We start from the raw sequence: 23,600 nt of genomic DNA, 5'->3' as shown, positions 1-23,600 counted from the left end.
GCTCTCCATTATCAGTGCGCAACCAGCGCATCGGCTTTGGACAGGGTGGGGCCGGGGGCGAACAGGCTCAGCACCGACCAGGGAATCGGCAGTGGAGGCGAGCTCAAGCCCAGCACTTCTGCCGTGGATGTCGTTGACTGGCCGGCTGCTGGGTCCTCCAAGCCGTAGCGCACGCCGAGGTCAGAGACCCAAAACAGCGACTCTTTGGTCGTCGCCTGCGGTTGCTGCCCGGTGACTTGCACGTAGTAGCCGTTGCCCCGGGGCAACACGACGCGCGCGGCGGTGGTGGGCCCGGCGCCAGTGAGCCCGACGGACTTGGCGTCGGCGGCAATGGGCAGGCTCTGCCCGGACAGCAGCGTCAGGCTCGACGTGGGCGCGCCGCCCAGTTTCACCCATTGCCCACAGGTCACAGGGTCGGTGTTGGGATCCATGATCCGCAGCGCCGATGACGGGTAATCGTCGACCGAAATCGGCGTGGCTTTGGGCGCTTTGGCGACCTGGTCTGGCGTCAGGGCGGGCGGCTCGACAAGACCATAGGCGTCGTTGGCGCGCAGGATCGCCGCCACCACCGGGGAGATGGCCTGTAGCCCGTCTGCGGTCACGACGTAGTAGCGGATCTGGTTGTTGGTGTCATGGTCGATCACCACCGAGGCGACCGGCGGGGGCGTCTGTCCAGGGACCGGCCACACAAAGCGGGGCGGATCGCCGGCGTTGGCGACGAACGGCACCACCAGCGGCGCGGATTCGGGAATCAGATTCAGCAGTGAACGGTTGATGGTCCGCGGTGCGGGTGTGTCGGCGTTGATCCCCACTGCCGCGGTGACCGCGGCGTTGTGCAGGTCGATTTGACTGCGTTTGCCGCCCCAGATCAGCCAGGCGGTCTTGCCGCCGTCGCTGGTGGCCAGCACCGCCGAGGACGCCGGCAGCGCCGCCGCATGTCCTGGGCCGGCAACCGGATCGCCGAAGATAACCGTTGCGCCGCTTTCCGCGCCGCCGATGGCGTCACACACCATCCAGCGCGCGTCGCGGACACTCGACTGCACCATGCGCGAGGGCGCATTGGGGATGCCCAATGTGTTGCCCAGTGGGAACTTGTCGATCTCGCTGGATTTCACCACGGTCGGGGTGTCGGGATGGCCCGAAATCAGGCGGGCGCTGGCCAGGTTGAGCACCGGATGCAGTTCATCGTTGACCACCACATACAGCGCGTTGGTGGATCGGTCAGCCAGCACGTGCTTGGTGCCGGTGACGCCGGCGGGTTTGAGGATCGACAGCACCAACGCCCCGGCCACCAGCACGGCCGCGATCAGCGTGCCCACGCTTAGCGCGCGGCCCTGCCGGCGTAGCGGATCGGTGAGCATCCGCGTGTCACGCAGCGCGACGCCGTTGCTGATCCGGCGGATCAGGAACCGCCAGCCCGAAACCTGGTGGCGGGTAACGAATCCCCAGGGCCGCTTGCGCGCCGCGGTCGGGCCTAGCTCGACGCTGCGGGACTTAAACCCCCGCCGCGGACGTGGGGTGACCGGTGCGCTCATCGCGCGCCTCCGTCGGCTTGGGTACCGCCGCGGCGCCATAAGTCGGGTTCAGCCGAACCCACCGGCTCTGCGCGCTGCGGGGCCGCCGTCCCTGCGAGCGGTCCTTGATTGCGGTCGTGGCGCGATAACTTGATGTTCTGTTCCTTGTCGGCCCGCTCGAGTTCACGCGCCACTGCGGTGCTCACGTCTTCGGCGGTGATGGTCTGCAACTCCTCGGCGGTGGTGTCGTCGTGGTCGAGTTTGCCGGTGACGTCGAGGCGGTGGTCGCGCTGCTCCTCGGCGAACTGGATCAGGTTCTCGCTGAAGCGGGCGTTACCCAACACGTCCATCGCCGGACGGCGCCGCCCGCTGGTGTCCACGGCGGTGGCAGCGGCGAGCTCGGCGTAGGCCGCGCGCAGCGGCTCGGTATCGGAGATGATGCTGCCGCCTTTGGCGGCTTTGCGCACCGTGATCTCCACCAGCTCGTCGACGGTGTAGGACGGCAACCTGATGCTGCGTGTAAACCGGGACCGCAGCCCCTCATTGGAGTCGCGGAATTCCTGCATCTTGTCGGCATAGCCGGCCGCAATCACCATCAGCTTGCCGGCGTGATTTGTCATGGCGCGCAACAGTTCAGCGATCACCACCCGCCCGTAATCTCTCTCCGAATCTGATTCGGTGAGGGCATAGGCCTCATCGATGAACAGCACCCCGCCGCCGTCGTCGATGATGCGGTCGATGATCGCCTTGATCTTGGCTTCCGAGCCGCCGATAACCCGGTCCACCAAATCTGAGCGGCTGACTTCGACAAAGGTGTCCGACGGCAGCACATCGGCAGCACACAGCAGCTTGGCGATCACCCGGGCGATCGTCGTCTTACCGGTGCCCGGTGGGCCTTCAAGTATCAGGTGCAGCGATTTGTTGCGCACCGGCAGCCCGAGAGCTTCGCGTCGCTTGTCTCCGCGCACGCTCGATTCCAGCCGCGCGATTTGGTCTTTGACGTCGACCATGCCGACGAAGTCGGCGAGCTCGGCGGCGGCTTCGGCCTTGAGCTCTTCGCGGCGAGCCGCTCCGAGCTGGCGCGCGAAGTCACGTTCGCCGGGCTCGGTGTCGGGATCCCAGTAGTCGTTGCGGGCATCGATGCGCGCCGCGGTGGTGGGGTGGATACCGAAGCCCGGATCGCTCAGCGCGGTCGCGATCGTCGAGCGCACATGGTCGGAGACCCCCACCACGGCGTAGGCCTCGTTGAGCAGCGCGGTAGCCGCCTCGGCGCGGCCCAGCGCTCGAGCGCACAAACCCGCACCGAGCAGCGCCTCAGCGCTGGCCGCCGCGATCGGCCCCTGCCCCTGGCTGCTCAATTGGTCAAATCCCTGCTCCCACAAGCCCAAATAGGCGCCGGACAAACCGAGGGCCACCTGGACTGCTTGGTGCAGGAACGGATCGTTGCGTACCTGTGCGGCCAGCGGCGCCAGGACCCGGCGCACGTCATGCCAGCGTTTTGCCCGGAAATAGACCACCGCCAACACCCAGCCGGCAGGGCCGGGGACGGCCGAAAGCACCCGGTCGGTAAGCAGTTCGCCGGCGCCGGCGTAGTCACCAGCGGCGGCGCGCGCGGCCGCGCACGCCATGATGACGCCGTCGGCGCCGCGCGCGTGCAGCTGGATGTACATGCCGGTATCGAAGGCGAAATCGATTGCGTCCGCGGCCACGTCACCGGCCGTGATCAACTCACCGCAGGTGTCCAGGGCGCGGTAGGCGTTTTCCAGGACGGCGCGGCTGACGTCTCCGCTGGCCGCCAGGCCCAGCCATCCGTCGCACTGATCGGGGTACTGCGCGGTCAGGCGCTCGAATCCGCTGCGCGCGGCGCGCTTGTCGGGTACCTGCCGGCGTCCGTACACCTCGGCGCCTAGGGCTGCGCAGCTGCTCAGGAAGAGGTCCAGCGCGTCGCTGCTTGTCATCGCTGCTCCACGACCGCGGCGACTTGGGCGCTGACGTGTTGTGACACCTGGGAATATCCTTCCTCTGACATGGCCAGCAGCAGTTCACTGAGCTTGTCGCCGGGGTAGCGGTCAAACAGGTCCGCGGCGAACGACGCCTCGACGATCATGCCGTCGCCGTCGAAGACGAGCGTGTTGTCGCCGTCGGGGCAGCTCACCGTGACCCGTAGTTGTTCGAGGTTTCGGCGCGCCGATCGGATTCGTTCGAGGAATTGCTGGCCGCGCGCCATTTCGGCGACCACAGCGGGGTGCAGGGGGATATCCATCAGAAGATGTCGCCTAACACTGGTGGGCTGATGGGATCGCACAGCGGGTGCGCCACCGCAGCTGACCCCAAGGGGGTCGCACTGTGGTGTGCGGCGGCTGGCCGCACCGGCTGATCGGTCATGCCATTAGCGTGGCACAAAAGTGCGACAGCGGGGGGTGCAAGGGTAAGCCACCGCTAGGCGTCGTCGCCGGTCGCGGTTGCTTTCTTGCGGGCAGCGATGCGCGCCTTGACGGCGTTGTGCGCTTCGGGTTTGACCACGGGCTCAGCTTTGGCGGCAGCCCCGACGACTCCGGGCCTTCCTTCGGGTTCGACTTCGGGTATTGGCTGCTCGTAGCTGTGCACCTTCTTGGAGTCGGTGCCTTCAGCGTGGCGCCCCATCGGCATCATGCCCATGCCGCCGGATCCGCTGGCGCTCGCGGCGGCGGGGGCCGCCGGCTTGCTCGGCGCGGCAGGAGGCGAGGAGGCCGGGGTTCCGGTCAGCCCGGCCGAGTGGACCCCGCCCAGAACGGCAGGTTTGATCGGGCTGCCACCGCCTCCACCCTTGTGGGCTCCACCTCCTGCCGGATGCGCGTGAGTTAGCGCGGCGGGCTTGATCGGTGGTTTGGTGGCCTTGGCCAGATTGCCAGCCTGCTGGCTGAGCTGCTGGCCGAGTTGGCCCAGCGACTGTAGAGGATTGGCTTGGCCCAGTGACTGCATCAGCGGACCGAGTGCCCCCATGAGGGAGCCGAGCATGTCCTGGAAACCCGATCCTTCCCCGGACGTCGCTTTGGACGTCTGCGGGGTGCCATCACCTGATGTCGGCGCGTGGGGATCGTCTTGTTGATCGGTTTGGCCCGGTTTGTCAGCGGTGTTGGGCGTGGGTGAGCCGGGAGCGTTTGGGGTGGTGGGGGCCAATCCGGGACCGGGGGGAAGTGTGCTCGGCGGTGTGCTGGCCGCGGTTCCGGTGGTGGTATAGCCGGTCAACGTGACTCTGGCGGTGTGCTGCATCCCGGTCAACTGGGCTTGGTAGGCCTGCGCTCGAGGCGCCCCGAACGGGTCCGCGCGTGCCTCGGCCAAGTTCGTTTTCGTGGTGCGCCACACCGTGGGGTGGCCGACTGCGGTCGTGGCGGTGGTGTGGGCGCCGGCGGCGGTGCTGTAGCCGTTGGCCAGTGCGCTGGCGTGGGTGGCGACCTGCTGAGTCCAGCCGATGGCCCGGTCCAGCCGTGTCACCAGCGGTGCGCTCAGCGCGGCGTGACCGGAGGCGAGCAGCTGGGTTCGGGCCCCGGTGAGTGCGGTATGCGCGGTCACTGCTTGGGCGGCCACGCCTTCCCACTGCGCGGCTTTGGCCAAAGCCGGCGCGGGCCCGGCGCCGGAGTGCAGCGCCAGGGCGAGCTTCTCACCGTCGCGGCCGCTGATGTCCGGCACGGGTGAGTTGGCCGGGGGCCCGGTAGGTGCAGCGCCCGCCGCGCCCGGTCCGCTGTGGGCGGCAGCCGGCGTGGCCACTGGTGCGTGGCCGCCGGCGCCGCCGTAGGCCGCCGCGGCCGCAGCGTCGTGGGTGTCGAATCCGCCGGCCGCGTTGTGGATACCGGCCGCGGCGCTAAATGCTTGCTGGGCACCGGCTTTGAGGTGCGCGACCAGCCAGCGTTGCCAGGCGTTGAGGTTGTCCATCAGGGCCTTGGACACTTCATCGTCCCCGCAGGGCGGCGCGTCGGCGTCTAACTGCTGGTGTAAGACCTCACCGGCGGCGTGAACCAGTTCGCCGGCGCGGCGCAGTCCACTGGTGTCGATATCCAAGCCCATGACGACCCTGCCGCTACTCGGACAACAGTGGGTCGTAGCGGTGGGCGAACGCCGCCTGCGCGCAGGCCAGGAACAACTCGGTGAATCCCTCGACACCCAGCGGACGCAGCGTCTTGACGGCAGCGTCGACATCGACGATCGCGCCGGTGGTGCACACCGACACCGACAAGGCAGCCGGGTCGGTCTCGGCAGTGGTGATGACCTCGTCGTCGTCGTCCTTGAATTGCGTCACAGTGATGGAATGCATGGCGGCCCCTTTATCCTGCCTGTCGCGTGAGATCGAAGACCACCGGATCCCGATCGGGTCCGGCGACGGTCGCGAGGAACTGTCCGCGCAATGCGCGGAACGCGTCCTTGTCGTGGCCCTCGAGAGCCGCCGCCAGCGCGACCTGCCACAGGTCCTGTCGAACGCTGTCATACCACAAGCCTTTGCGCGCGACTTCGACCGCGGCCCCGAACCGCTTGGCGTCGTGGTGCCGGCGCGCCAGGGCCACCGCAGCTGCGGGAACTCGGTCACGTAACTCTTCGCGCAAGTCTTTGGTCCAGGCCCATTCTTTCGGCGGGATTCTGCTCAGCGGCGGCCCGGTGACCAGATCCATCGCTGCGATCAGGTTCGGGGTGGGGGTGGTCTCGACGAGGATTTCCACCAGCCGCTCGAATTCCATCCAGTCTGAGCGCACCGCGTTGTCGAGGTGATAGCCACCATCGCTCATGGGCGGCAACGCTTTTGGCCCACCGGGGCGCACGACTCCCAGCCGTGCGCGCAGCAAGGAGAGCTGCTGGGTCACCGTTTTTTCTGAGGCCGCCCCGCCGTAGACACAGGCGATGATGTCATCGGCCCTGGCCCAGGGGCGGTGCTGAAGGAACACGGTGAGTTCGTTGAGCCGCTTTTCCCGGGGCCCGGGCTCTTGGGTGCTGTGCGGTGGTTGCAGTACTACCTGGCCAAGGATGCGGTTCCACATCGGCGCGATCACCGGCGCTGGCCCATCGGTCTGTTGCCGGCTTTCGGTCGCCGCGGCAACAGGCAGTGCAGCTGCCGGCAGGTCGGCTTGTGCAGCGTGCGGGGCCGGGCCCGGAGCGTGGTGCTCGTCTGCGGGTGCCGCAACGGGGGCGCGTTGGGCGGCTTGGCTGTCATCGGGGTGGTCGGCGACCAGGAACGTCGGCGCCGCGGGCGTCGAGGTTGCGTTCCCGGGGGCGAAGAAGTCGATCGGGCCCTGCTCGCCAGGCGCGGGTTCAGGCCGGGGCGCGCTGTCGGCAAGGCCTGCAGTCCCAGTGGTCGGGCTGTCCTCGTCGAGGCCGGTCGTATCGAGGGCCGAGTCATCCCAGTGCACTGCGCCGGCGGCGGCGCCGCGTTCGGCCGGCACCGCTTCAGGGGTGGCGACCGGATGCTCAGGCTGGTCGGTCAGCAGTTCGGCGCAGCGCTCGACGACCTCGGCGCTGGGAACGATCAGTGTGGCCGTCATCGGCCGCGACGAGGAGCCGCGACTGATCTGCCCGAGCCGATCGGGACCACAGTTGATCACCCAGGTGCTCGACATCGCCGCGTCTTGACCGAGGTCAATCAGGATCGGGCTGGTCGCCGCGGCCACGATCTGGGCGCGTTCGGCATAGGTCAGCCCGGGACCACACACCAGCACGTCGACGCCGGGAACAGACCCCGGCGCCACTGGTTGCACCCGGGTGGTCCATGGCCCCGTCCACACGTCGTCGGTGATCCCAATGCTGATGGCGGGATGGGTAGCCACCAGTTCCAGCACCCAGCGGCGGATCAATGCGGCAGCGGTGTCGGGATCTCCTTCGACGCGCAGCCGGGGAAATGCGGCCAGGTTCAACCCCACCAGTCCACCGTCATCGGTGGTCCCGAACACCACCAGGTAAACCGGATGGTTGGGGTCCGGTGGGTACCCGGGGTCGACGGCTTCCCAACCGATGCGGGCTTCGCGGCCGGCGGGCTGCCACGGCTGGGGCAGGGGAGCTTTGAGCCCTTCGACGAAGGTCACCGTCAGTTCGTCGCGGCGGGCGGTGATCACCCCGGCGGGCCCCGGTGCCGGTGAGAGCCCCGACAGCGATTCCAGGCGCCGCGCAACGTCGCGCGCTCGGCTTTGCCCGTACCACCATGAGGTGACCGGGACGCTACTGACGGCGGTGGACACCATGACCTGCGCGCTGTGCCCGGACTACTTGCTGCCCGTAGCGCTGGTGGCCGGGTCCGCGGGAACAGCGCCGCCATCACCGCCGGAAAACGCATCCAGGTCCACACCCGAGGTGTTCGTCGCGCTCGCGCCTGGCTTGGTGCCGCCGCCGGTCGCCGGAACAGCCCCCGCACCGCCGCCACCGCCTTGTCCGCCGGGGTTGTCTGCGGTGGTGAAGGGGTTGGTGGCCGCGTTGGGGTTGCTGCCCGCCGGGGTCGCGTTGGTGGCGCCGGTGGGGGAGCTGGAGAACGGGTCTGAGGTGGCTCCCACGGTGGTGGCCGCCGGCGCGCTCGGCGAGGCCAGCGGGTCGGCGAAGGGGTTGGCGGCCGGGCTGGTCGCACCGGCCTGCTGCGCACCGTAGGGGTCGCCGAACGGGTTGGCGCCAGCACCGCCCATTCCTTGCCCGAACGGGCTCATGCCCTGACCCAACGGGTTCATGCCTTGCAGCCCTGAGCTCCCTGAGCCGAGCAATTGGCTCAAGATGTCCATCAGGCCGCTACCGCCTTTGGAGTCGTCTTTACCGTCGTCGTCTCCATGGTGGTGGTGACCGCCGTTGGCGGCGTCCTCGCCGTTGGCCTGCTGGGTGGCCGCCGATTCTTCAACTGTGCCAGCGCTTTTGGACTGGTATTTCTCGATGATCGCCAGGATCTGACGTTGGCCTTCGGGTGATTGCGGATTGGGGACTGCGGCGATCTCGGCGGCCTCGGCTGCGGAGTTACCCGCGATGGCGTTGCCGCCGTTGATGTTGACATCAGCACTGCCGTCCGCGGCACCACCGGCACCGGTGGCGTTTCCGTTGAACCCGTCCAGCGGTACGTGATCATGACCGGTTGACTGGGCGAAAGGGCCGCCGTGACCGCCCATTAGCCGAGCACCGCCGTGGAGAAGTTCGAATCCAAGACCTGTTGACGGATTTCGCGGGCCTGCTCGGCGCATTGCCGGCTCAGTTCGCCGACCTCACGCAGCCCGTCACCACGCACCGGGTTATGGCCGAACAGGTCGTAGTAGCGGCGGTGCTGCTCCTGAGACTCTTGGACCAGCGCGTCGATCGCACTCATCAGTACTCCCCTCGGTTGGCGGCGCCCACCGAGGCCAACGCCGGCTCGGCTGATACACCGTTGGTGTGTGAATCAGAAGATGGCTCGGGCCGCCCCGCGGGGGCATCCGGCTTGGACCCCGGCGAGCTCTGCGAGGTGGGGCCGGCCGGGGTTCTGGGCGGCGGTGTGGGCAACTTGGCGGTTTTCTTGTAGCCCATTTGGTCGAGTTGATCGTTGGTGACCGCACCACCTTTGACCGCCGCGGCGCGCGCCTCTTCGTAGCGCTCCCGTGCCGCCGCCGCGTCGTGGAGCTGGGCCACGTAGGCGTCCCAGGTTTCTCCGACATCACCGACGAGGGCGGTGTTGTCTTTGAGTAGGTTGGCATACGCGGCCTCCGCGGCAGCCCTGCCGTTTTTCCTTTTCCTGGGCGCCATACCCACCTCCGTTGTCGCTAGTGCATATGCAGTTTGCGAGCCTGCATCACCTCGTAGGGATCGACCTCGATGTCGGCGGCGTCGTGACCGTCATCGAGGTCCCGATAGGGGATCACCAGCCGGTCAAGACCGTCAGCATCTTCGGTGAGGTAAGGCTCGGCGTGAACGTACTTCCAGTCTGCGACACCGTCAACGGAAAGGTCCACCAGATCACCGTGGGTGATCTCGTTGGCCGCGACCGGGATCGCGGCAGCGTATTCGTCTTCGATGGTCGGTAAATAGTCGTCGTCGAAGCCGTCAACGGGCGCCCCGAATGACGCGGCCGCCGGCGCTGTGGCGCCCTGCCCATCGTGGCCGTGTGGTATCCCCGCGAGGTCGGCATGCTCGTCGTCCATGGTGGCCTGGCGGACCGCGCTCAACGGTCGCACGTACTGCTCGCTCAGGGGGTCCAGGTCGGGACGTTCGGAGGCGAGCACGATCGGTGATTGGCGGATGTCGGCGAACGACAGCGACTGGTCTTCGTCCTCGGGGTCGTAGCCGCGCAGCGCACTGTCGACCACCCGGCGCGGCCAGAAGCTGTCGACGTTGCGCAGCTCGGTGAGGATGGCGCGTTCGTGGTCTGTCAACGCCGCCCACTGCTCCTCGGTGGCCGGGATTTTCGGCGTGTAGAACGCTTGCATCTCCCGGAACCGGCCGTCGGGCAGCTGCACGGTGCCGCGGCCCTTGATGCCCGGTTGGATGCGGGTGCCCGCGACCGCGTCGTTGAACATCATGATTGCCGCGTCCTTGGATCGCAGGCGGCCCATCGCCACCCGCAACGCGGTGTTGTCGCGCGCCTCACCAGAGATGAACATCGTGTCGGGACGCTGGATGCCGATCGCCATATGGATGGCCACTGCTCGCGCGGTCCGCAGCAGGATCCCGACGTCTTTGGTGGTGGGCGGCGCTCCTTTTTCCTTGCTGGTCTTGTACGTCGCGTAGAACTCGGCCAACGCCACCACCAGGTTGGAGAACTCGTCGGTGATCACGATGATGGGGTCGAAGTCGTCGGCGCGGTTGGGATTGATCTTGACCTGCGAGAGCCGATCGCGCATGGTGTCGGCGATGAACCGCAGCGCGGCGGTGTGCCCGACCAAGCCGTCTTCGTCGGTACCGGCGGTCACCAGCGACACGTTCGGCCAATCCCGCATCCCTGGGGAGTCGAAGCCCTTCGGGTCGATTTCGACCACGTTGAAACCCCGCCGGGCGCACTGCGTGGCCACTGTCATCAGCGCCGACGTCTTGCCCGAGGAGGTCTGGCCGGCGATGAGCATGTGCGGGGACTGTTTGAAGTCCCAGCTGATGGTGTTGCCGTAGGCGTCGACGCCGAACGGGATGACCGTGTGCTTGTACAGGGAACGGATGGTCGCCCGGGTGACCGTGGGGAATTGCAGCGGCGGGTCGACCAGGACGGGAAGGCCGGGGCTGCGCACGAACCGCACCCGCCGCGAGGCCATGCTCCATTCGGCTTCCCAGGATCCTCCGAGCGCATCAGAGACCATGCCTTCGATGACTCCGCGGCGATAGGCCGAGCTGACCTTCAGGTTGTAGGCGAAGCCGACGGTGAATTCGCGGATCCGCGAGGCGATGGCGTCGTTGCCGGTGGCGGCCGCTCGTTGCGCCAGCTCCTCATCGACATCGGCGGGCGGGCTGCTGGCGGCCTGCCCGTCAGCCTCGTCGGTCACCGGGGCTGGGGTGTCCACGGTCACCGAGGCGATGTGGGCTGCCGCATCAAACCAGGAGGCGACCAGCGGAGCGAGCACCGTTTCGGCGTCGTCGACGGCGTCGTGCTCATCGACGGTCACGGTGTGGGTGGCGGTCAGTGTGCGGGTCAACGCCTCATGTTCAAGGGTGTAGGTGTGGCCGGTGACCTCGCGCAGCACCGCGCCGACTTCGGCGATGAGGTCGTCGCCGACTGCTCGGGGATGCTGGCTGTAGAGCAGCTTGACCACCTTGGGGAATGCTTTTTGCCGGCGCGGGTAGGCGCAGCGTATGACCTTGACGCGGCCAGCTCGCAGGTCATCGGTCCATCCCAGCGTGAACGACGCCAGGTAGGTGACCTTGTTGATCTGGCGGGTGATGGTGCCGCGCAGGTACGCCCACCAGGCGAATTGGGTGAACCCGTAGCCGGCCGCGACCAATAGCGCAACGACCACCAGCCGACCAGGCAGGGTGCTCGCCGCGGGCCCGGCCCAGCGCAACAGGGCCCCGGCCAGGGCCAGGGTCACACCAGCGCCTCCCACAATCAGCGGCACCGTGGGGTACTGCTCACCGGTCCAGGCCTGTCCGGCACGCAGCTGGCCCAGATGGCCGGTGCGGGCGCGGTGGTTGGACCACGCCAGCATGGCCCACCACAGTGCGGCCGCCGCCGCGGCGATCGCCGGGGCGGCGATGAACAAGATCCAAAACCAGCCCACGCCCACGCCGGCGACGACGTAGATCGGGTTGGCTGAGGGGGGCAGCAGGTAGTCGCGCACCGGTGAGGGCGAATAGAGCAGGTGCTGGGCCGCTGGCCAGATCTTGGTGTAGGTCAGTAGCGCGACCACAGCCAGCGCGGACAGGATGATCCACCGCCACCCTTGGGCGGCCTGCTTCTGCTCGGCCGCGGATTCGCCGGCGATGTGGGGGCGTTTGAGCTCGGCGTTGTTGATCGCGTAGGGCCGCGGCGGCGGCGCCGTCCTGGTGTCAGCCTTGGCGCCGGGAGCTGTCTTGTTCGCTGCCATCACCGCACCCCCGGGCCCGGGGAGGAGGAGGCCGGCGCCGGCGTGGTGTCGGAGTTGACCGGCACCACGTTGGCGACCTTCCAGCCGTCTGCTGCCAGCGCCAGACGGATTTCGATCTGGGACCCGTCGTTGTAGGTGGCGCGAAACGCCACGGCGCCGGGCAGCTCGTCGAGCGGCCCGTCCAGCGAGCTCACCGCGGCCTGGGGGACGTTGCGGATATCGGTGAGCCGGTATTGCTCGATCAGCTGCTGCGACACATCGGGGCTGATGCGGGCCAACCAGTCGTCGTGATTGTCGTTCGGGGAGGCGAAATTGGTGGCGAACCGCGCGGCGAGGGCCCGAGCGGCGTCGATCGAGGCCAGCTGCGGCGCCACGGTGGGTGCCGGCAGCTGGTCCACCGCAGGGTTGTCGCCGTAGTCAGCAGGCGGGGCCGCCGGCGCCGGCGCGGGGGTGGCGCTGGCGGCTGGCCGCTGCTGGTGGCGCTCGCTGGCGGCGGTCTCACCGTGGTGGGTGCTGTACTGCCAGCACAATCCCGCCACGGCGACGATGCCGGCGATCACTCCCAGGCGCAGACGCAGCGGGACCCGCCGCATCCACCACCGCAGGCGCCACCATCGGGCTCGCAGTGATCGCTGCTGTGTGCTCATGTTCATGTCAGCCTGCCTCTTTTCTCGGTCATAGGACGCGTTTGATGACGACGAAGCGGGAGGGAAACGGTGAGAGCTTCACCGGGATCCCGAAGTCTTGGGCTTCCACGATCGTGGTGGGGTTGACCACCATGGCCACGTGTCCGGGCCCGCGGGAGTCGGGGTTCAAAAACACCAGATCGCCTGGCTGCACGGCGGTACGTGGGACGATGCTGCCGTAGTGGACCATGTCGTAGGTCAAGTGGGGCAACACAATTCGGTGTCCTGAGGCTTGGTAGATGGCGTAGAGCACCAGACCTGAGCAGTCGAATCCGCCCCCGGTGGGGCCGTTGGTGTTTCCGCCGCCCCACACATAGGGCAGCCCGATCTGGGCTTCTGCGGCTCGCGCGGCGGCCACCCCGGCCGCGGTGCCGGGCCCCAGGTTGCTCGGCGCGCCGGCGTGCGGATCGCGTACCACACCGCAGATGTCGCGGCCGCTGTCGTCTTTGGTGGACTCCGGCGGGGTGGGATGACCAGAGCTGGCCATCACTTCGTGTAAGTGCTGGCGGTAGAACGCGGTTGCCTGTGTCACGAATGCGGCGTAGGCGTCGGGAAAGGCCGATCCTTGGACTGCTTGGGCGGCCACCGTGGGGGCCATGTTCTGCCAGCCGCCGACTTTGAGCAGCTTGGCGAAGAACTTTTGAGCCGCAACGCCGGGGGTCATCAGGTCACGCAGGCTGCCCCACCATGGTTGTTGCTGCATGATTCCGACCGACTTGTGGTCGTGTCCCACGCCCTCATGGGGAATGCCCATCGATTCGGGCACATTGGAGTTGGCCAGGTTCCGCAGCCCGGATTCCTCCATGCCCACCGCCAAGCCGATGATGATGCCCTTCTCGGGCACCTTCATCTGCAGGCCGGCGGCGATGACAGCTTTGCCGTTGTTGATCGGGCCCGGCCCAAACGACACCCCGGTGTCGGGGCTGATTCCCTGGGACTGCAGCTGGTGCTGGCACTGCGGGGTCAGCCCCGCCGTGGCCGGCGGCGCCCCGCCACCGAGGAACACCACGAAGATCACCAGCAGCGCGGTCAACGCGAACGGCGCCAGCAACGCCAGCGCGGCGTAGAGCTTGCGGCGATGCGCCCATACCGTGCGGGCGATCGCCACCCATTCCATCGGTTCCATCAGTGCCCGGCCCTAGTCAGGCAGCCTCAGACAACGCGTGGCGGCCCTCGCGGCCGCCCCCGCCCCCGCCGCGGCTGGCGCGGTAGATCCGGACCGCTTCGGCCAGCCGGTCGTGAACTCGGCTGGCATCGCTGACCACGACCGCCGGTTCGGCTGGCTGCGGCGCACGCTGGTGGCCGCCGGCATCCGAGGAGGTGTCGGCGTCGCCGCCGGCGCGGCCTGCCCCCGATGCGCCTGCGCCACCTGCTGCGGGGTCGCTGATGGATGCCGGCCCGGATCCAGGTCCGTCGCCGCCGTCTGGACCGGCGCCGCCACCGCCCCCGCCGGCGCTGCTGGAGGAGTCCGATTCTGGTTGGATGCGGCCCGGCTCGCGTTTGTTGCTCGAGGCGCCGCGCCCGCCGGGCGCCAGGTTGCCCTTCAGTGCAGCCAGGTCAGCGGACTTGGAAAGCCAGCCTCGGCCGGACCCGCCGCTGTTTCCGCCGCCGAGTTTGGCGGCCATGGTGTCGCGGCTGCGGTCGAACATGCGGCGCAGCGGCCCGAAGAACGCGAACCCGAACGCCAGGACCAGCGTGGTCAGAAAGATCGACTGGATGGCGTTGGTCGACTCCTTGAAGACTTGGTCGAGGATCACGTTGTAACCGCCGAACGCCGCGGTGTAGATGACCATCGCCGCGAACGCCATCGCGCAGTCCAGCAGGGTTTTCCACGCGAACATCTGCGGCCCGCCCGGTATCACGCCGATGGCGAACGCCGGCGGGGCCAGCGCGGCATACAGCATGGCTTGTACCGCCGCGCGCACCACATGCCACACGAAGTAGCAGGCGAAGGCGACAAGGATGCTGGCCAGGAAACCGCAGATGGACAGCGGCACCAGGAAGGCGGCGGGGTTACCCATAGACTTGTCGTGCATTTGGTCGCCCTTTTTGGAGTCGCACCCCTGAATGTCGTCTTTGAGTTTGTCGCCGTGCTGGTCTTTGATTCCTTTCGACCATGCTTCTTTGCATTTACGCGAAATCGAGTCGCTGACTTGCCCGAAATTGATCATCTGGGTGGGCGAACGCAAAAACCTATCGGCCAGACGTGACACCATGTCGTCGATGTTGGCCTTGCCGCCGTTGTCGCTCATGTGTCCGTCCGACACCGACGACGCGATCTGCAGACCGGTGTCACGCCCTTTGGCCAGCAGCCCATCGGGGCCGACGAGTTCGGCCAGCGGGTTAGCGAAAATCGTTGCGGCAATACCGATCATCACCATCGCCATGGCGATGTTGGACACCGCTTTGGCGGTGCGGCCGGCCAGCACCGTGCAGACCGCGATGATCGCCAAGACCGCCAGGGCGGTCGCGGCCAACCCGAACCGGTCCATCGCGGTATCCACGCCGTGACCGATGGTCTGAAACGGGCCGGTGAATAATTTCAACCACGAAAAGTCGAGCACGAATTTGATCAGCCACAGCGCGGTCGTCGTGACGCACAGATACACCTCGTAGACGACAGAATCGACGTAGGAAAAGATCTTCGCCGTGGGATCGTCCCAGCCGCCCTGATTGAGGGTCAAGGTGTATTTGGCGACCGGCACATTGTCGGAGTCTTTGATTCCCATCCAGGAAATCAGCACGTCCCCGGCCCCGGTGTCGGCGCCGGTACCTGGATCCGCGCTCGCCTGGGCCGCGCCGACCACGAGCAGCAGAAATCCAATCAGCACCGCCGTGGTCACCGCACGGTGACGTGCACACCACCGCAGCACGGCCGCGGGAGTCCAGGCCCGAATCCCTTGATCCCAACGCGCCAGCCGATCGGCGTCGACGAGCACCCGGCCGCCGCTGTTGGGCCGATGGTCCCTCACATGAACCTCCGTGGGCTAGGCGACTTGGCTGTGGTCGGGGGGAGTGGTGCTCATCGCTTCGCGCCGCAGCGGCGAGGAGGGGCCGAGCACCTTGATGCGGCCGATCGCGCCGCGGGCGTCGCGCATGTAGCCCTCGCCCTCGCGGCCGCGCACCACCTTGCCGTCGGCGCCTTTGGGTGAGGTGTTGGTCGTCAAGTCACGCACGATGTGCGGGTTCTTGTCGGGGTCGATCCCCAGCCATTTCAGTGACCGCCTGGCCAGCGTCTCGTCACGGTGGCGCATGACGATCCGCATCGGTATCAGGTCCAATGCGGTGCCCGCGGGATAGTCGTTGACCGGGTCGTGGCTTCCCAGGATCAACGAAATGTTGTCTTTACGGCCGTCGCGCGCCAGCCGCGCCGTACGGGCCAAACCGGTGGAGGTGGAGGTCACGTGGTAGGCCTCATCGAGGGCCACCGCGGCCGGTCGCGCTTTGTTGAGCTGGAATGCTTGGCGACCCAACTCCATCGACAGCCCATAGATCGCCCGACCGAACACCTTGCTCGGACTCAGCGCCTCGCGGCCCGCCACTTCCTCACCGGTGGGCACCTCGACCCTGTTGGTGCGGATCACGATGCCTTCGGTGTTGAGATCCAGCGACGGCAGATTCGGGTCGAACAGCGCCGCGGCATAGCGGCGGCCTGACCAGTAGGCCAGGTGGCGGTGCAGCTCATCCCATCCCGAAGGCAGCGGCTTGCCGTCGGCCAACTTGCCCATGTCAGCCCCGCGCTGCAGCACGGCAAGCAGGTCCGGGATCGAGCGCACCCCCCATTCCGGGCGCAGCACCTCACCCAGTGTCATTCCCATCGGGGAGTTCGCTTCGCACTCGAACAGCGGCGTGAGCAGTTCGACGGCGGAGTCGACCCCAATATCGGCCTGGAAGGTGCGCAGCGGATCCATCGACCACTGCGGCCGCATCAGGTCGATGATCGCGTGACTACCCAGGGTGGCCGCCGGGCGCGCGTACTCCCCGGAATCGGTGCGGTCGATCGCCAAGAACTGACCGCCGATGTCGACCAAATGGAACAGCATGTACATGATCAGCCAGGTCTTGCCCGCACCCAATTCACCGGCGATCGCGATCGCCGAGGACGCGTCTTTGAGCGGCTCACGCCACCACTCCAGGTGCACCGGCTGATTGCGCCGACCCGACAAATTCAGCGCGATGATCGGCCCCTGCGCATCACCGACGGCATTGGTCGCGAACGGCACGCTGGCGGCCTGGTACTCACTGATGGTGACGTGGGAGAAGTCGGCAACCACACGCAGGCCGGCACCGCCGGGATTCATCGCCGACCACAGCTCGCGTTGCCCGCCCAGCGGGGCGACCACTTTGATGCGGTTACGTTCGAAGGCCTGCACCAGTTTGAGCGCCCCGTCCTCACACTGGGCCCGCGAGGCGCCGGCGATGGCGAAGATCGGGCACATCGACACCTCGATCTCGTCGTCGTTGGTTTCCAACAGCGCGTTGTATTCGCCGAGATCGAGCGCCTGCTGCGACAGCATGTCTTGGGCGAAGGACACCTCGGAGTCGCGCTCACCGACTTGCTCATTGAGCCGCCGCAGGTTCTTGGTGTTGCGCGCGATCGCCTGCTCGCGGCTGGTCTTGCTGATCCGCGCTGCCCAGTCGACGTCGAATCCATCGACGCGGTCGGCGATGGTGAAAAACTCCGACCCCGGAAACTGCAACCCCTCGAGGGGAAGCGATTCGATCGCCAGCAGCGTCTGCCATGAGGTGGCCGCGCCGATCCGGCCGGGCTGGCTGATCTTCACCAGCGGCGCAAAGCTGTCCGGCCGCCACCGCTTGCGGTCGCCACGCCGTTCACCTTCGTCGAATTCCGCTGCGGCGAACGCTCCGGCGGGGGAGGACACGTTCGACGAAATCGAGGGCGGAAACACCTCGCGGCGCGTCCCGCGTGACAACGCATGGTTCCACAGCCACACCATCTGCGCTGCCGTCAATGGCTCGAACGCAAACACCGACGGAAGACGCGCGACGATCGCGGCCGCTAGCGCTGCCGCCCTTGCCATCTCGACGCGGTCACGCTCCGCCGAGCGGCGCGCCACGCCGCCCCAGCCGGTGAGATCGGATACGACGTCGGCGTCGGTGACCGGAAATGACAGCACGAAAATCCGCTCGGCGGCGTGCACCGTGGACGAAAAGTACTCGTGCTTGCCCTCGCATTCCTCGCGCCACATCGGACGGGCGCTGAGGTCTGTTCCGGCGATCGCGCGCGCAAGGATTTCGTCCGGATTCATCGCCGCGATGACGCCTGCGATGACCGCGTTGTTCGGCAGCGCTCGGATCAGGTTTTTGTGGTGGATCAAGGTGTCGTATTTGCGTTCGTCGCTGGTGTATCCATACGCCAGTCCGGTGAGCCGGTAGTCGGCCCAGATTGCGCCATCGCGCATGCGGCGCAGGTTGCCCATCACCGACATCGTGGGTTGCAGGTTCTGGTCGAGCTGGTGAGCCATCAGAGCGTCCTTCTTCGAGGGTGTTTGAGGCGGTGATCAGGTGAACAGTTCTGCTGCAGTGCTGTGCGGCCGGTCGAACAGGTCGTCCCACCCGGAATCAGTGACTGTTGCGGTCGGCGCATGTGGGCGCGATTCGGCGCGGTGCGATACCGGCGCCGCGTCGATTGCGTCGAGAATGGTGATGGTTGGCCGCACCGTCGACACGGCCTCGACGCGGCGCTGTTCGTTGACGCTGCTGCTTCGGGGACTGGTGTAGAGGAGGAAGATTCGGTGCAGCCGAGTGCTGAATTTGACGGGGGAGTACGGCATGCGCCGCATCACCCCGACCGCGGCGACTGTGACGCTCACTCCCACCGCGCCGGTCAGTAAGGGATCGCCGAACCGGGGCAGCGCGAACAGGGTGATCAACAACCCACCGACGAGCGCGATCAGCTCGGGGATCGGGAAGGGTCCGCCGGGGAGCTTCCATCGCCCGTCGAACTTGGCGATGACGATGCGGACCCGCGAGGCTCGGGTGTACCACTTGGCGACAAACATCGGCGCTGTCCCGGCTCAGCGGGTTCCGCTGTTGGTCAGGCTGTGGACGGTGTCTTTGGACACCACACCCAGCGAGGGCAGTGCCCCGATAATGCCGATGAGAATGACACCGACAGCGACGGTTTTCAGCGCGGCGGTCTTGTTCTTGACGACGAAGTATTCGAACACCGCCAAGACCGCCGTGCCGCCCATCGCCAAGAACACCGCGAAGCTGATGCCCTGGTTTTTGATGTTGGCGCCGATATCCCAAATCGGGGCTGCCACGGTTCGGACATGGGTGGCTGCTGCTGAGGCGGATCCGTCCGCGATGAACGAGGCGACGGTGGTGATCATTTGTTAGCTCCCTTCGGGGCTGTTGGTGGCGTAGCCGCGCGGTGATTTGGTGGACGTTGTGGCGGTGGTCGTTGGGGTCAATGACGGTCCAGACGGCCCTGCTTGGTTGGGCGGGATGATGCTGGGCGCATCGTTGATCCGGTCGACTTGCCAGTGGCCTGCTGCCACCGACATCACGAGGGGGAAATCCATCGGCATCAGCACGCCGCTGGCGGTTTGCATCACGGCCCGCACCGTGACCTCAATGCCGTCGGCTGCGGGAGGAACGTCCTGGGCGGTGGCAGCCTCGGAATTGGTTTGCACGCGCTCGATGGCCATCGTGGTGAAGCGCGGTGGTTGTTCGGCCGTGATTTTGGCCGCCGCAGAGATGTAGGGCGTCAGGTCTCCCTGCCCGGTGAGCATCGCGGCGAGGAACCCGGCGACGGTCTTGTACACCGGCCGGTCTTCGGAGACCAATGTTTGTGTGGCCAGCTGCACCGGCAGCCCCGGTTGGCGATCCGGTCGTGCGTGCGGAAGCGTGAACGCGCGGTACAAGTTGTGGGTGTCTGCTGAGATATCGACTTGGAGCTTGACCGGCACCATGGACGCGGCGTTGGCGGCCTTCGGGATCTCGGCGTCAACGACGACCGAATAGGTCTGAAAACCGTCGTTGAAAACACCCGGAAGACATGACGCGGCGCGCAGCGCCCGCCCGCCGGCCGGCAGCGCAGACGGGGGGATATCGCCGTCGTAGAACTGCTTGATCGCCGCCGTGTTCGACGGGTCTTTCAGATAGGCATCCACGTAGCGGGTTGCGTAGGACTTCACCGCCGTGAATTGGTCTTGTTCGGCCGCTGTATCGGTTGCATGCGGCCGATTCATGACGAGCAGCACAACCCCGGCTAGAAGCGGGATGTAACTGATCATGATGAACGCCAGAAACGACGCGCTCGCTCGGGCGCGAAGCTCATCGGCGCGGATGGTGTCCCCGCCACTGACGCGCAGAAAGAGCGAGTCCAGCGCACCGGCGATGGAGCGCGTCAACATACGGACCCCACCGCCTGGGTTTCCAGCACGTCAAGCAGCTGCAGGGCCGTGCTGCGGTTGTTGATGATGTGCGCGACCAGGGCCACGGACTTGGCCTCGTTGAGGGGGTCGGACCGCAGCTGGTCCATGAGCTCGCGCAGCTGGTCGCAGTAGGAGCGGACCGCAGCGTGGGTGCGGCGAATCGGCTGCGCCATCGGTAAGGCCTCCAAGAGGGGTAGATGCTCGGACGCCCTCTAATGCGGGCCAAAACACCGATTTGGCGACAACCGCATACATAACGAATTGGTAACGCATACGCGCGTATGACATCGCGATGTTCGCTCGATGCTTGACAGGGGGATTACGCTCGGCTCGGCTGTAGCCGCGAGGCGGAAGCCACGGACGAGCGCCTCCCCCTCCTGCATTAGCTCGTCAACGTATGCGCCAAGCGCATCACCGCATATGCGGTGACGACAGCCCGGACGAATCCCCGCCGCACCCCGGCCGAAGGCCCCCACGCATCGCTATGCCCAGGTGCCGCCCCGCGAACCGATGCGCCGGCCTCCGGGTACGCCGCGCTCAGCAACCTCCGACAGCGGCGCCCACCCATTTCCCGTCAACCAAGCTGACAACCACATAACCCAAGGTCACCACTCCAGGATGTGACGCACGTCACCTCCATGAGGACGGGTTGTCAACCGCTCTAAACACCGCTTCGCAAACCCCCGCAACAACGTCCCCGGATTCCATAAGCGCGTCACCTCCCCGCGACGCCAAGGAATCCAATGACCATCTGGGACCAACTCGCCGACCAGGCCCACCGCCTGCTCACCCAGCCCCGCCGCGGCGACCTCACGCCCGCAGTAACCCTCATCCAATCCCTGCACCCGCGCGCCCCGCACACCCCCAACGCCATCTGCGCGCACCTGCCCACCGCATCAACCGTGCTGCCCACCCTCGCGCGCTACGCCCGCAACGGCGACCGCCACGCCCTGCTCATGGCAGCCGTCCTGATGCGCCACGCCCTGCGCCGCATCGCCGAACTCGCCGACCCCGACGGCTACCTGTCCACCGACCGCGACGCCCGCGACAACGACACCCTGACCATCTTTTTCACCCTCATCCGCACCGCCGCAGAACCACAGATCTTGACGTCGCGCTACCTCTACAACGCCACCCTGCGCAAAGTCATGGCCGCCCGGCCACGCGCCGGCACCCCCACCGCGGCGGTGCGCGTCGACCCCCACTCCGCGATCCTCGACCGCAGCGACACCGGCACCGACGAAGACCACACCGCGCACCTGCTCTCCCAGGCCCGCGACCACCGCATCATCACCGCCCTGGAATACGAGACCCTCAAAGCGCTCTACCTCAACACCGACATCTACAGCCCCAGAAGCGCAGCACGCAGCCTCGGCGCCAACGTCGGCGCCATCGAACGCCGCGCCCAACGCGCCATCCGCAAAATCAGCAGCCACTTCGAGAGCGCGGCAGCAGCAGCATGACCATCCGCCACCGCTGCACTCCACTGGCGGTGTCGCTACCCCTCACCGCCACCCTGCTGCTGTCCACCGCTGCGCCTGCCCATGCCGCACCGGCCACCTGCCCAGCCATCGAAGCGATCGCGATCCCGGGCACCACGCAAACCACCCCGCAGGCCGACCCCACCAAACCCGTCGGCATCCTCGGCAACATCCTCGAACCGATCAAACGGATCGTTCACCTCACCGTCGACACCTTCTACACGCCCTACCCGGCAACCATCTTCGGCGGCACCGACGGCGGCGGCTACCTGGCCTCCAAACAAGCCGGCATCGACAGCGCCGACGCCCACATGAGAACGGTCGCCTACCGCTGCCCACATACCAACTTCCTGCTGACCGGCTACAGCCAAGGCGCCGACGCCGCCGGCGACATCGCAGCCGCAATCGGCCACAACAGAGGCGCCATCCCCGCCAACCGGCTCCTCGGCGTCGCCCTCGTCGCCGACCCCTCACAGTCCCCGGTAGGCCAGCCCACCATCGGGCTCAACCAGCCCGGCGTCGGCTTCGCCGGCGTACGCGCCGGCGGCTTCGGCGCGCTCACTCAACGCAACGGCATCCTGTCGATCTGCGCACCGCTGGACTACTTCTGCAACCTGCCCCAAGCCGACCTCGTCATGCGCTTCATCGGCCACCTCGGATCTCACCTCGACGCCTCGGATCCAGCCGGCTCCGCCCAAAAGCTCGCCACCATGTTCATGGCCGGCCTCATCGCCCCCGCCACCGCCGCCGTCAACCAAATCCTGCAGCTCGTCAAAGACCCCAACCTCATCCCCGACCTCGTCCACCGCGGCGTCGCTTTCGGCGTCGCACTGGCCCAACAGCTGTTCTGGCTCGCCGGACCACAGGTCGCGGCCACCGCATCCGAGCTGTTCAACGCCGCCGGCCAAATCATCAACCTCATCCAGGCACGCGCGTGGACCGCACTGCCCGTGCTCATCACGGCCATCGCAACCAAAGCCGCCAACGTCGCCAACGCGCTGTCGAAAATGCAGGAGCAGACCAACGCCATCAACGTCAGCGCCTTCGGCCCTGTCGGGGCCGGCCTCGCCCACCCAGGCCCCGGCCTCGGCGATCTGGTCACCGCAGTCATCAACGCCATCAGCGTGGCCACCGGCGGCATCGGAACCCAGGCCACCGGCATCTTCGGCCCCACCTTCGCCCAGTTCAGCGCCGCCACCGTCGCCACCGCACTCAAACACTTCGCCGAATTCATCAAGGGCGACTACCACAACGACTACGACACCGCCCGCCTCGACCCCGCCGGCCACACCGGCACCCAGCTCGTCCAACGCTATTTCGTCAACCAACTCAACAGAATCGTCTGAAAGGCACCCCGGACACCCATGACCCCAGACACCCCCGCCCAGAGCTCGTAAATGACCGTCTACCAGGAGACCACCCACATGGATTACGGGCTTTGGCTGCTGCGCGAACCGACCGGCGCAATCACCCTCACCGGCTGGTCGGAAACCCCCGGCGCCACCAGCGCCGTCGCCGCGAGCAAGACCGAACACTGGCCCGTCTATACGCTGTGCCGCGAACCCAGCCAGCTCGCCGCGCGCCTCACCGAGCTCGGCCTCGACCTGGCCGCCGGCCACGACCTCAGCGACCTAGACAAGAACTGGGATGTCTACGTTCGCCACCCCGACATTGCCGCGCTACGCGCCGCACTCGACACCGACCGAGCACGCGACCGCCGGTAACCGACCGACCGCTCCAGGCCGCGCCAACCCACCTCCAAACGCCCACCGGCGGGCCCCGCCGCTCGCGATCAACCAGCAGCCCCACCGCCACCAAAACGCCCTGCCCCGGCCGGTGCTGGGATGCCGCTCCACAGCGCGCCACCACGCACCAATCACGGGTCGCACAGTCCCCGTCATTGGTCACTCAACCCGCCCTCCGAGCCCGCGCCCAGACCTTCCGCCAAGGCTCTGCAGGCGCCCCGACCGACCCCGGCACCAAGCCGCCGGCCACAGCCCCGCAAGCACCGGCAGACCGCGGTTCATCCCGACGCTTCACCGCCCTC

General features: G+C 67.2%; 21 protein-coding genes. 3 read left to right on the top strand and 18 right to left on the bottom strand.

Annotated elements, in window-relative coordinates; translation table 11 throughout:
• Positions 1–11: 11 nt before the first annotated feature.
• The 18 genes from eccB to BN973_RS27805 all read right to left on the bottom strand — a co-directional run bounded on the left by eccB (position 12) and on the right by BN973_RS27805 (position 20,245).
• Entirely contained in the window at positions 12–1,535 is a 1,524-nt protein-coding gene (gene eccB, locus BN973_RS27890; protein ID WP_036473459.1) for a type VII secretion protein EccB, read from the bottom strand.
• Positions 1,532–3,472, bottom strand: a complete 1,941-nt coding sequence (gene eccA, locus BN973_RS27885) for a type VII secretion AAA-ATPase EccA (RefSeq protein ID WP_081285072.1) — start codon at positions 3,470–3,472, stop codon at positions 1,532–1,534. Before eccA ends, eccB begins: the two co-directional genes overlap by 4 nt.
• On the bottom strand, positions 3,469–3,777 hold the full coding sequence (locus tag BN973_RS27880) for a YbaB/EbfC family nucleoid-associated protein (protein ID WP_036473458.1): 309 nt from the start codon (positions 3,775–3,777) through the stop codon (positions 3,469–3,471). Before BN973_RS27880 ends, eccA begins: the two co-directional genes overlap by 4 nt.
• 176 nt (positions 3,778–3,953) lie before the next feature.
• On the bottom strand, positions 3,954–5,558 hold the full coding sequence (locus tag BN973_RS27875; protein WP_036473456.1) for a PPE domain-containing protein: 1,605 nt from the start codon (positions 5,556–5,558) through the stop codon (positions 3,954–3,956).
• Positions 5,559–5,571: 13 nt separating this feature from the next.
• Positions 5,572–5,805 (bottom strand): hypothetical protein, encoded by a 234-nt coding sequence (locus BN973_RS27870; protein WP_036473454.1) that lies wholly within the window; start codon positions 5,803–5,805, stop codon positions 5,572–5,574.
• Positions 5,806–5,815: 10 nt separating this feature from the next.
• Positions 5,816–7,714 (bottom strand): hypothetical protein, encoded by a 1,899-nt coding sequence (locus BN973_RS27865; RefSeq protein ID WP_036473453.1) that lies wholly within the window; start codon positions 7,712–7,714, stop codon positions 5,816–5,818.
• A gap of 21 nt (positions 7,715–7,735) precedes the next feature.
• On the bottom strand, positions 7,736–8,614 hold the full coding sequence (locus BN973_RS27860; RefSeq protein ID WP_036473452.1) for a hypothetical protein: 879 nt from the start codon (positions 8,612–8,614) through the stop codon (positions 7,736–7,738).
• Entirely contained in the window at positions 8,614–8,808 is a 195-nt protein-coding gene (locus BN973_RS27855; RefSeq protein ID WP_036473449.1) for a hypothetical protein, read from the bottom strand. The genes BN973_RS27860 and BN973_RS27855 overlap by 1 nt, the downstream gene beginning before the upstream one ends.
• Positions 8,808–9,221: a hypothetical protein gene (locus BN973_RS27850; protein WP_036473446.1), complete on the bottom strand. Its 414-nt coding sequence runs from the start codon at positions 9,219–9,221 to the stop codon at positions 8,808–8,810. The genes BN973_RS27855 and BN973_RS27850 overlap by 1 nt, the downstream gene beginning before the upstream one ends.
• A 17-nt stretch (positions 9,222–9,238) precedes the next feature.
• On the bottom strand, positions 9,239–11,983 hold the full coding sequence (locus tag BN973_RS27845) for an FtsK/SpoIIIE domain-containing protein (protein ID WP_036473444.1): 2,745 nt from the start codon (positions 11,981–11,983) through the stop codon (positions 9,239–9,241).
• Entirely contained in the window at positions 11,983–12,630 is a 648-nt protein-coding gene (locus BN973_RS27840) for a hypothetical protein (RefSeq protein ID WP_133259259.1), read from the bottom strand. Before BN973_RS27840 ends, BN973_RS27845 begins: the two co-directional genes overlap by 1 nt.
• A 28-nt stretch (positions 12,631–12,658) precedes the next feature.
• Positions 12,659–13,795 (bottom strand): C40 family peptidase, encoded by a 1,137-nt coding sequence (locus tag BN973_RS30160; protein ID WP_051641675.1) that lies wholly within the window; start codon positions 13,793–13,795, stop codon positions 12,659–12,661.
• 16 nt (positions 13,796–13,811) lie between these two features.
• Positions 13,812–15,641 carry a hypothetical protein gene (locus BN973_RS27830; RefSeq protein ID WP_225337322.1) on the bottom strand — a complete coding sequence of 610 codons (1,830 nt, stop codon included), beginning with the start codon at positions 15,639–15,641 and terminating at the stop codon, positions 13,812–13,814.
• Between the two features lie 15 nt (positions 15,642–15,656).
• On the bottom strand, positions 15,657–18,155 hold the full coding sequence (locus BN973_RS27825; protein ID WP_036473441.1) for an ATP-binding protein: 2,499 nt from the start codon (positions 18,153–18,155) through the stop codon (positions 15,657–15,659).
• Positions 18,156–18,191: 36 nt separating this feature from the next.
• Positions 18,192–18,692 (bottom strand): hypothetical protein, encoded by a 501-nt coding sequence (locus BN973_RS27820; RefSeq protein WP_036473440.1) that lies wholly within the window; start codon positions 18,690–18,692, stop codon positions 18,192–18,194.
• 15 nt (positions 18,693–18,707) lie between these two features.
• The gene (locus BN973_RS27815) at positions 18,708–19,025 is read right to left on the bottom strand and encodes a hypothetical protein (RefSeq protein ID WP_036473439.1); all 318 of its coding nucleotides are present in this window, start codon (positions 19,023–19,025) and stop codon (positions 18,708–18,710) included.
• A gap of 3 nt (positions 19,026–19,028) precedes the next feature.
• Entirely contained in the window at positions 19,029–20,051 is a 1,023-nt protein-coding gene (locus tag BN973_RS27810) for a hypothetical protein (RefSeq protein ID WP_036473437.1), read from the bottom strand.
• Positions 20,045–20,245, bottom strand: coding sequence for a hypothetical protein (locus tag BN973_RS27805; protein ID WP_051641674.1), 201 nt, complete (start codon positions 20,243–20,245; stop codon positions 20,045–20,047). The genes BN973_RS27810 and BN973_RS27805 overlap by 7 nt, the downstream gene beginning before the upstream one ends.
• Positions 20,246–20,815: 570 nt before the next feature.
• Here BN973_RS27805 and BN973_RS27800 point away from each other — a divergent pair.
• Genes BN973_RS27800 through BN973_RS27790 form a run of 3 tightly spaced genes read left to right on the top strand, consistent with a single transcriptional unit; the run spans position 20,816 to position 23,277 of the window.
• Entirely contained in the window at positions 20,816–21,535 is a 720-nt protein-coding gene (locus BN973_RS27800) for a hypothetical protein (protein WP_036473435.1), read from the top strand.
• Positions 21,532–22,899 carry a cutinase family protein gene (locus tag BN973_RS27795; protein WP_036473434.1) on the top strand — a complete coding sequence of 456 codons (1,368 nt, stop codon included), beginning with the start codon at positions 21,532–21,534 and terminating at the stop codon, positions 22,897–22,899. Before BN973_RS27800 ends, BN973_RS27795 begins: the two co-directional genes overlap by 4 nt.
• Positions 22,900–22,950: 51 nt before the next feature.
• Positions 22,951–23,277 (top strand): hypothetical protein, encoded by a 327-nt coding sequence (locus BN973_RS27790; protein ID WP_036473432.1) that lies wholly within the window; start codon positions 22,951–22,953, stop codon positions 23,275–23,277.
• Positions 23,278–23,600 lie beyond the last annotated feature (323 nt).

Source organism: Mycobacterium triplex, from assembly GCF_000689255.1.
Lineage (GTDB): Bacteria > Actinomycetota > Actinomycetes > Mycobacteriales > Mycobacteriaceae > Mycobacterium > Mycobacterium triplex.
Note: the sequence above shows the minus strand (reverse complement) of the source record. Positions and strands in the feature narration are given on the sequence as shown.

What these genes read in the sequence shown, in the direction of transcription:
- eccB (WP_036473459.1), bottom strand. Translation starts at nt 1,535, where the DNA reads ATGAGCGCACCGGTCACCCCACGTCCGCGGCGGGGGTTTAAGTCCCGC.
- eccA (WP_081285072.1), bottom strand. Translation starts at nt 3,472, where the DNA reads ATGACAAGCAGCGACGCGCTGGACCTCTTCCTGAGCAGCTGCGCAGCC.
- BN973_RS27880 (WP_036473458.1), bottom strand. Translation starts at nt 3,777, where the DNA reads ATGGATATCCCCCTGCACCCCGCTGTGGTCGCCGAAATGGCGCGCGGC.
- BN973_RS27875 (WP_036473456.1), bottom strand. Translation starts at nt 5,558, where the DNA reads ATGGGCTTGGATATCGACACCAGTGGACTGCGCCGCGCCGGCGAACTG.
- BN973_RS27870 (WP_036473454.1), bottom strand. Translation starts at nt 5,805, where the DNA reads ATGCATTCCATCACTGTGACGCAATTCAAGGACGACGACGACGAGGTC.
- BN973_RS27865 (WP_036473453.1), bottom strand. Translation starts at nt 7,714, where the DNA reads ATGGTGTCCACCGCCGTCAGTAGCGTCCCGGTCACCTCATGGTGGTAC.
- BN973_RS27860 (WP_036473452.1), bottom strand. Translation starts at nt 8,614, where the DNA reads ATGGGCGGTCACGGCGGCCCTTTCGCCCAGTCAACCGGTCATGATCAC.
- BN973_RS27855 (WP_036473449.1), bottom strand. Translation starts at nt 8,808, where the DNA reads ATGAGTGCGATCGACGCGCTGGTCCAAGAGTCTCAGGAGCAGCACCGC.
- BN973_RS27850 (WP_036473446.1), bottom strand. Translation starts at nt 9,221, where the DNA reads ATGGCGCCCAGGAAAAGGAAAAACGGCAGGGCTGCCGCGGAGGCCGCG.
- BN973_RS27845 (WP_036473444.1), bottom strand. Translation starts at nt 11,983, where the DNA reads ATGGCAGCGAACAAGACAGCTCCCGGCGCCAAGGCTGACACCAGGACG.
- BN973_RS27840 (WP_133259259.1), bottom strand. Translation starts at nt 12,630, where the DNA reads ATGAGCACACAGCAGCGATCACTGCGAGCCCGATGGTGGCGCCTGCGG.
- BN973_RS30160 (WP_051641675.1), bottom strand. Translation starts at nt 13,795, where the DNA reads ATGGAACCGATGGAATGGGTGGCGATCGCCCGCACGGTATGGGCGCAT.
- BN973_RS27825 (WP_036473441.1), bottom strand. Translation starts at nt 18,155, where the DNA reads ATGGCTCACCAGCTCGACCAGAACCTGCAACCCACGATGTCGGTGATG.
- BN973_RS27820 (WP_036473440.1), bottom strand. Translation starts at nt 18,692, where the DNA reads ATGTTTGTCGCCAAGTGGTACACCCGAGCCTCGCGGGTCCGCATCGTC.
- BN973_RS27815 (WP_036473439.1), bottom strand. Translation starts at nt 19,025, where the DNA reads ATGATCACCACCGTCGCCTCGTTCATCGCGGACGGATCCGCCTCAGCA.
- BN973_RS27810 (WP_036473437.1), bottom strand. Translation starts at nt 20,051, where the DNA reads ATGTTGACGCGCTCCATCGCCGGTGCGCTGGACTCGCTCTTTCTGCGC.
- BN973_RS27805 (WP_051641674.1), bottom strand. Translation starts at nt 20,245, where the DNA reads ATGGCGCAGCCGATTCGCCGCACCCACGCTGCGGTCCGCTCCTACTGC.
- BN973_RS27800 (WP_036473435.1), top strand. Translation starts at nt 20,816, where the DNA reads ATGACCATCTGGGACCAACTCGCCGACCAGGCCCACCGCCTGCTCACC.
- BN973_RS27795 (WP_036473434.1), top strand. Translation starts at nt 21,532, where the DNA reads ATGACCATCCGCCACCGCTGCACTCCACTGGCGGTGTCGCTACCCCTC.
- BN973_RS27790 (WP_036473432.1), top strand. Translation starts at nt 22,951, where the DNA reads ATGACCGTCTACCAGGAGACCACCCACATGGATTACGGGCTTTGGCTG.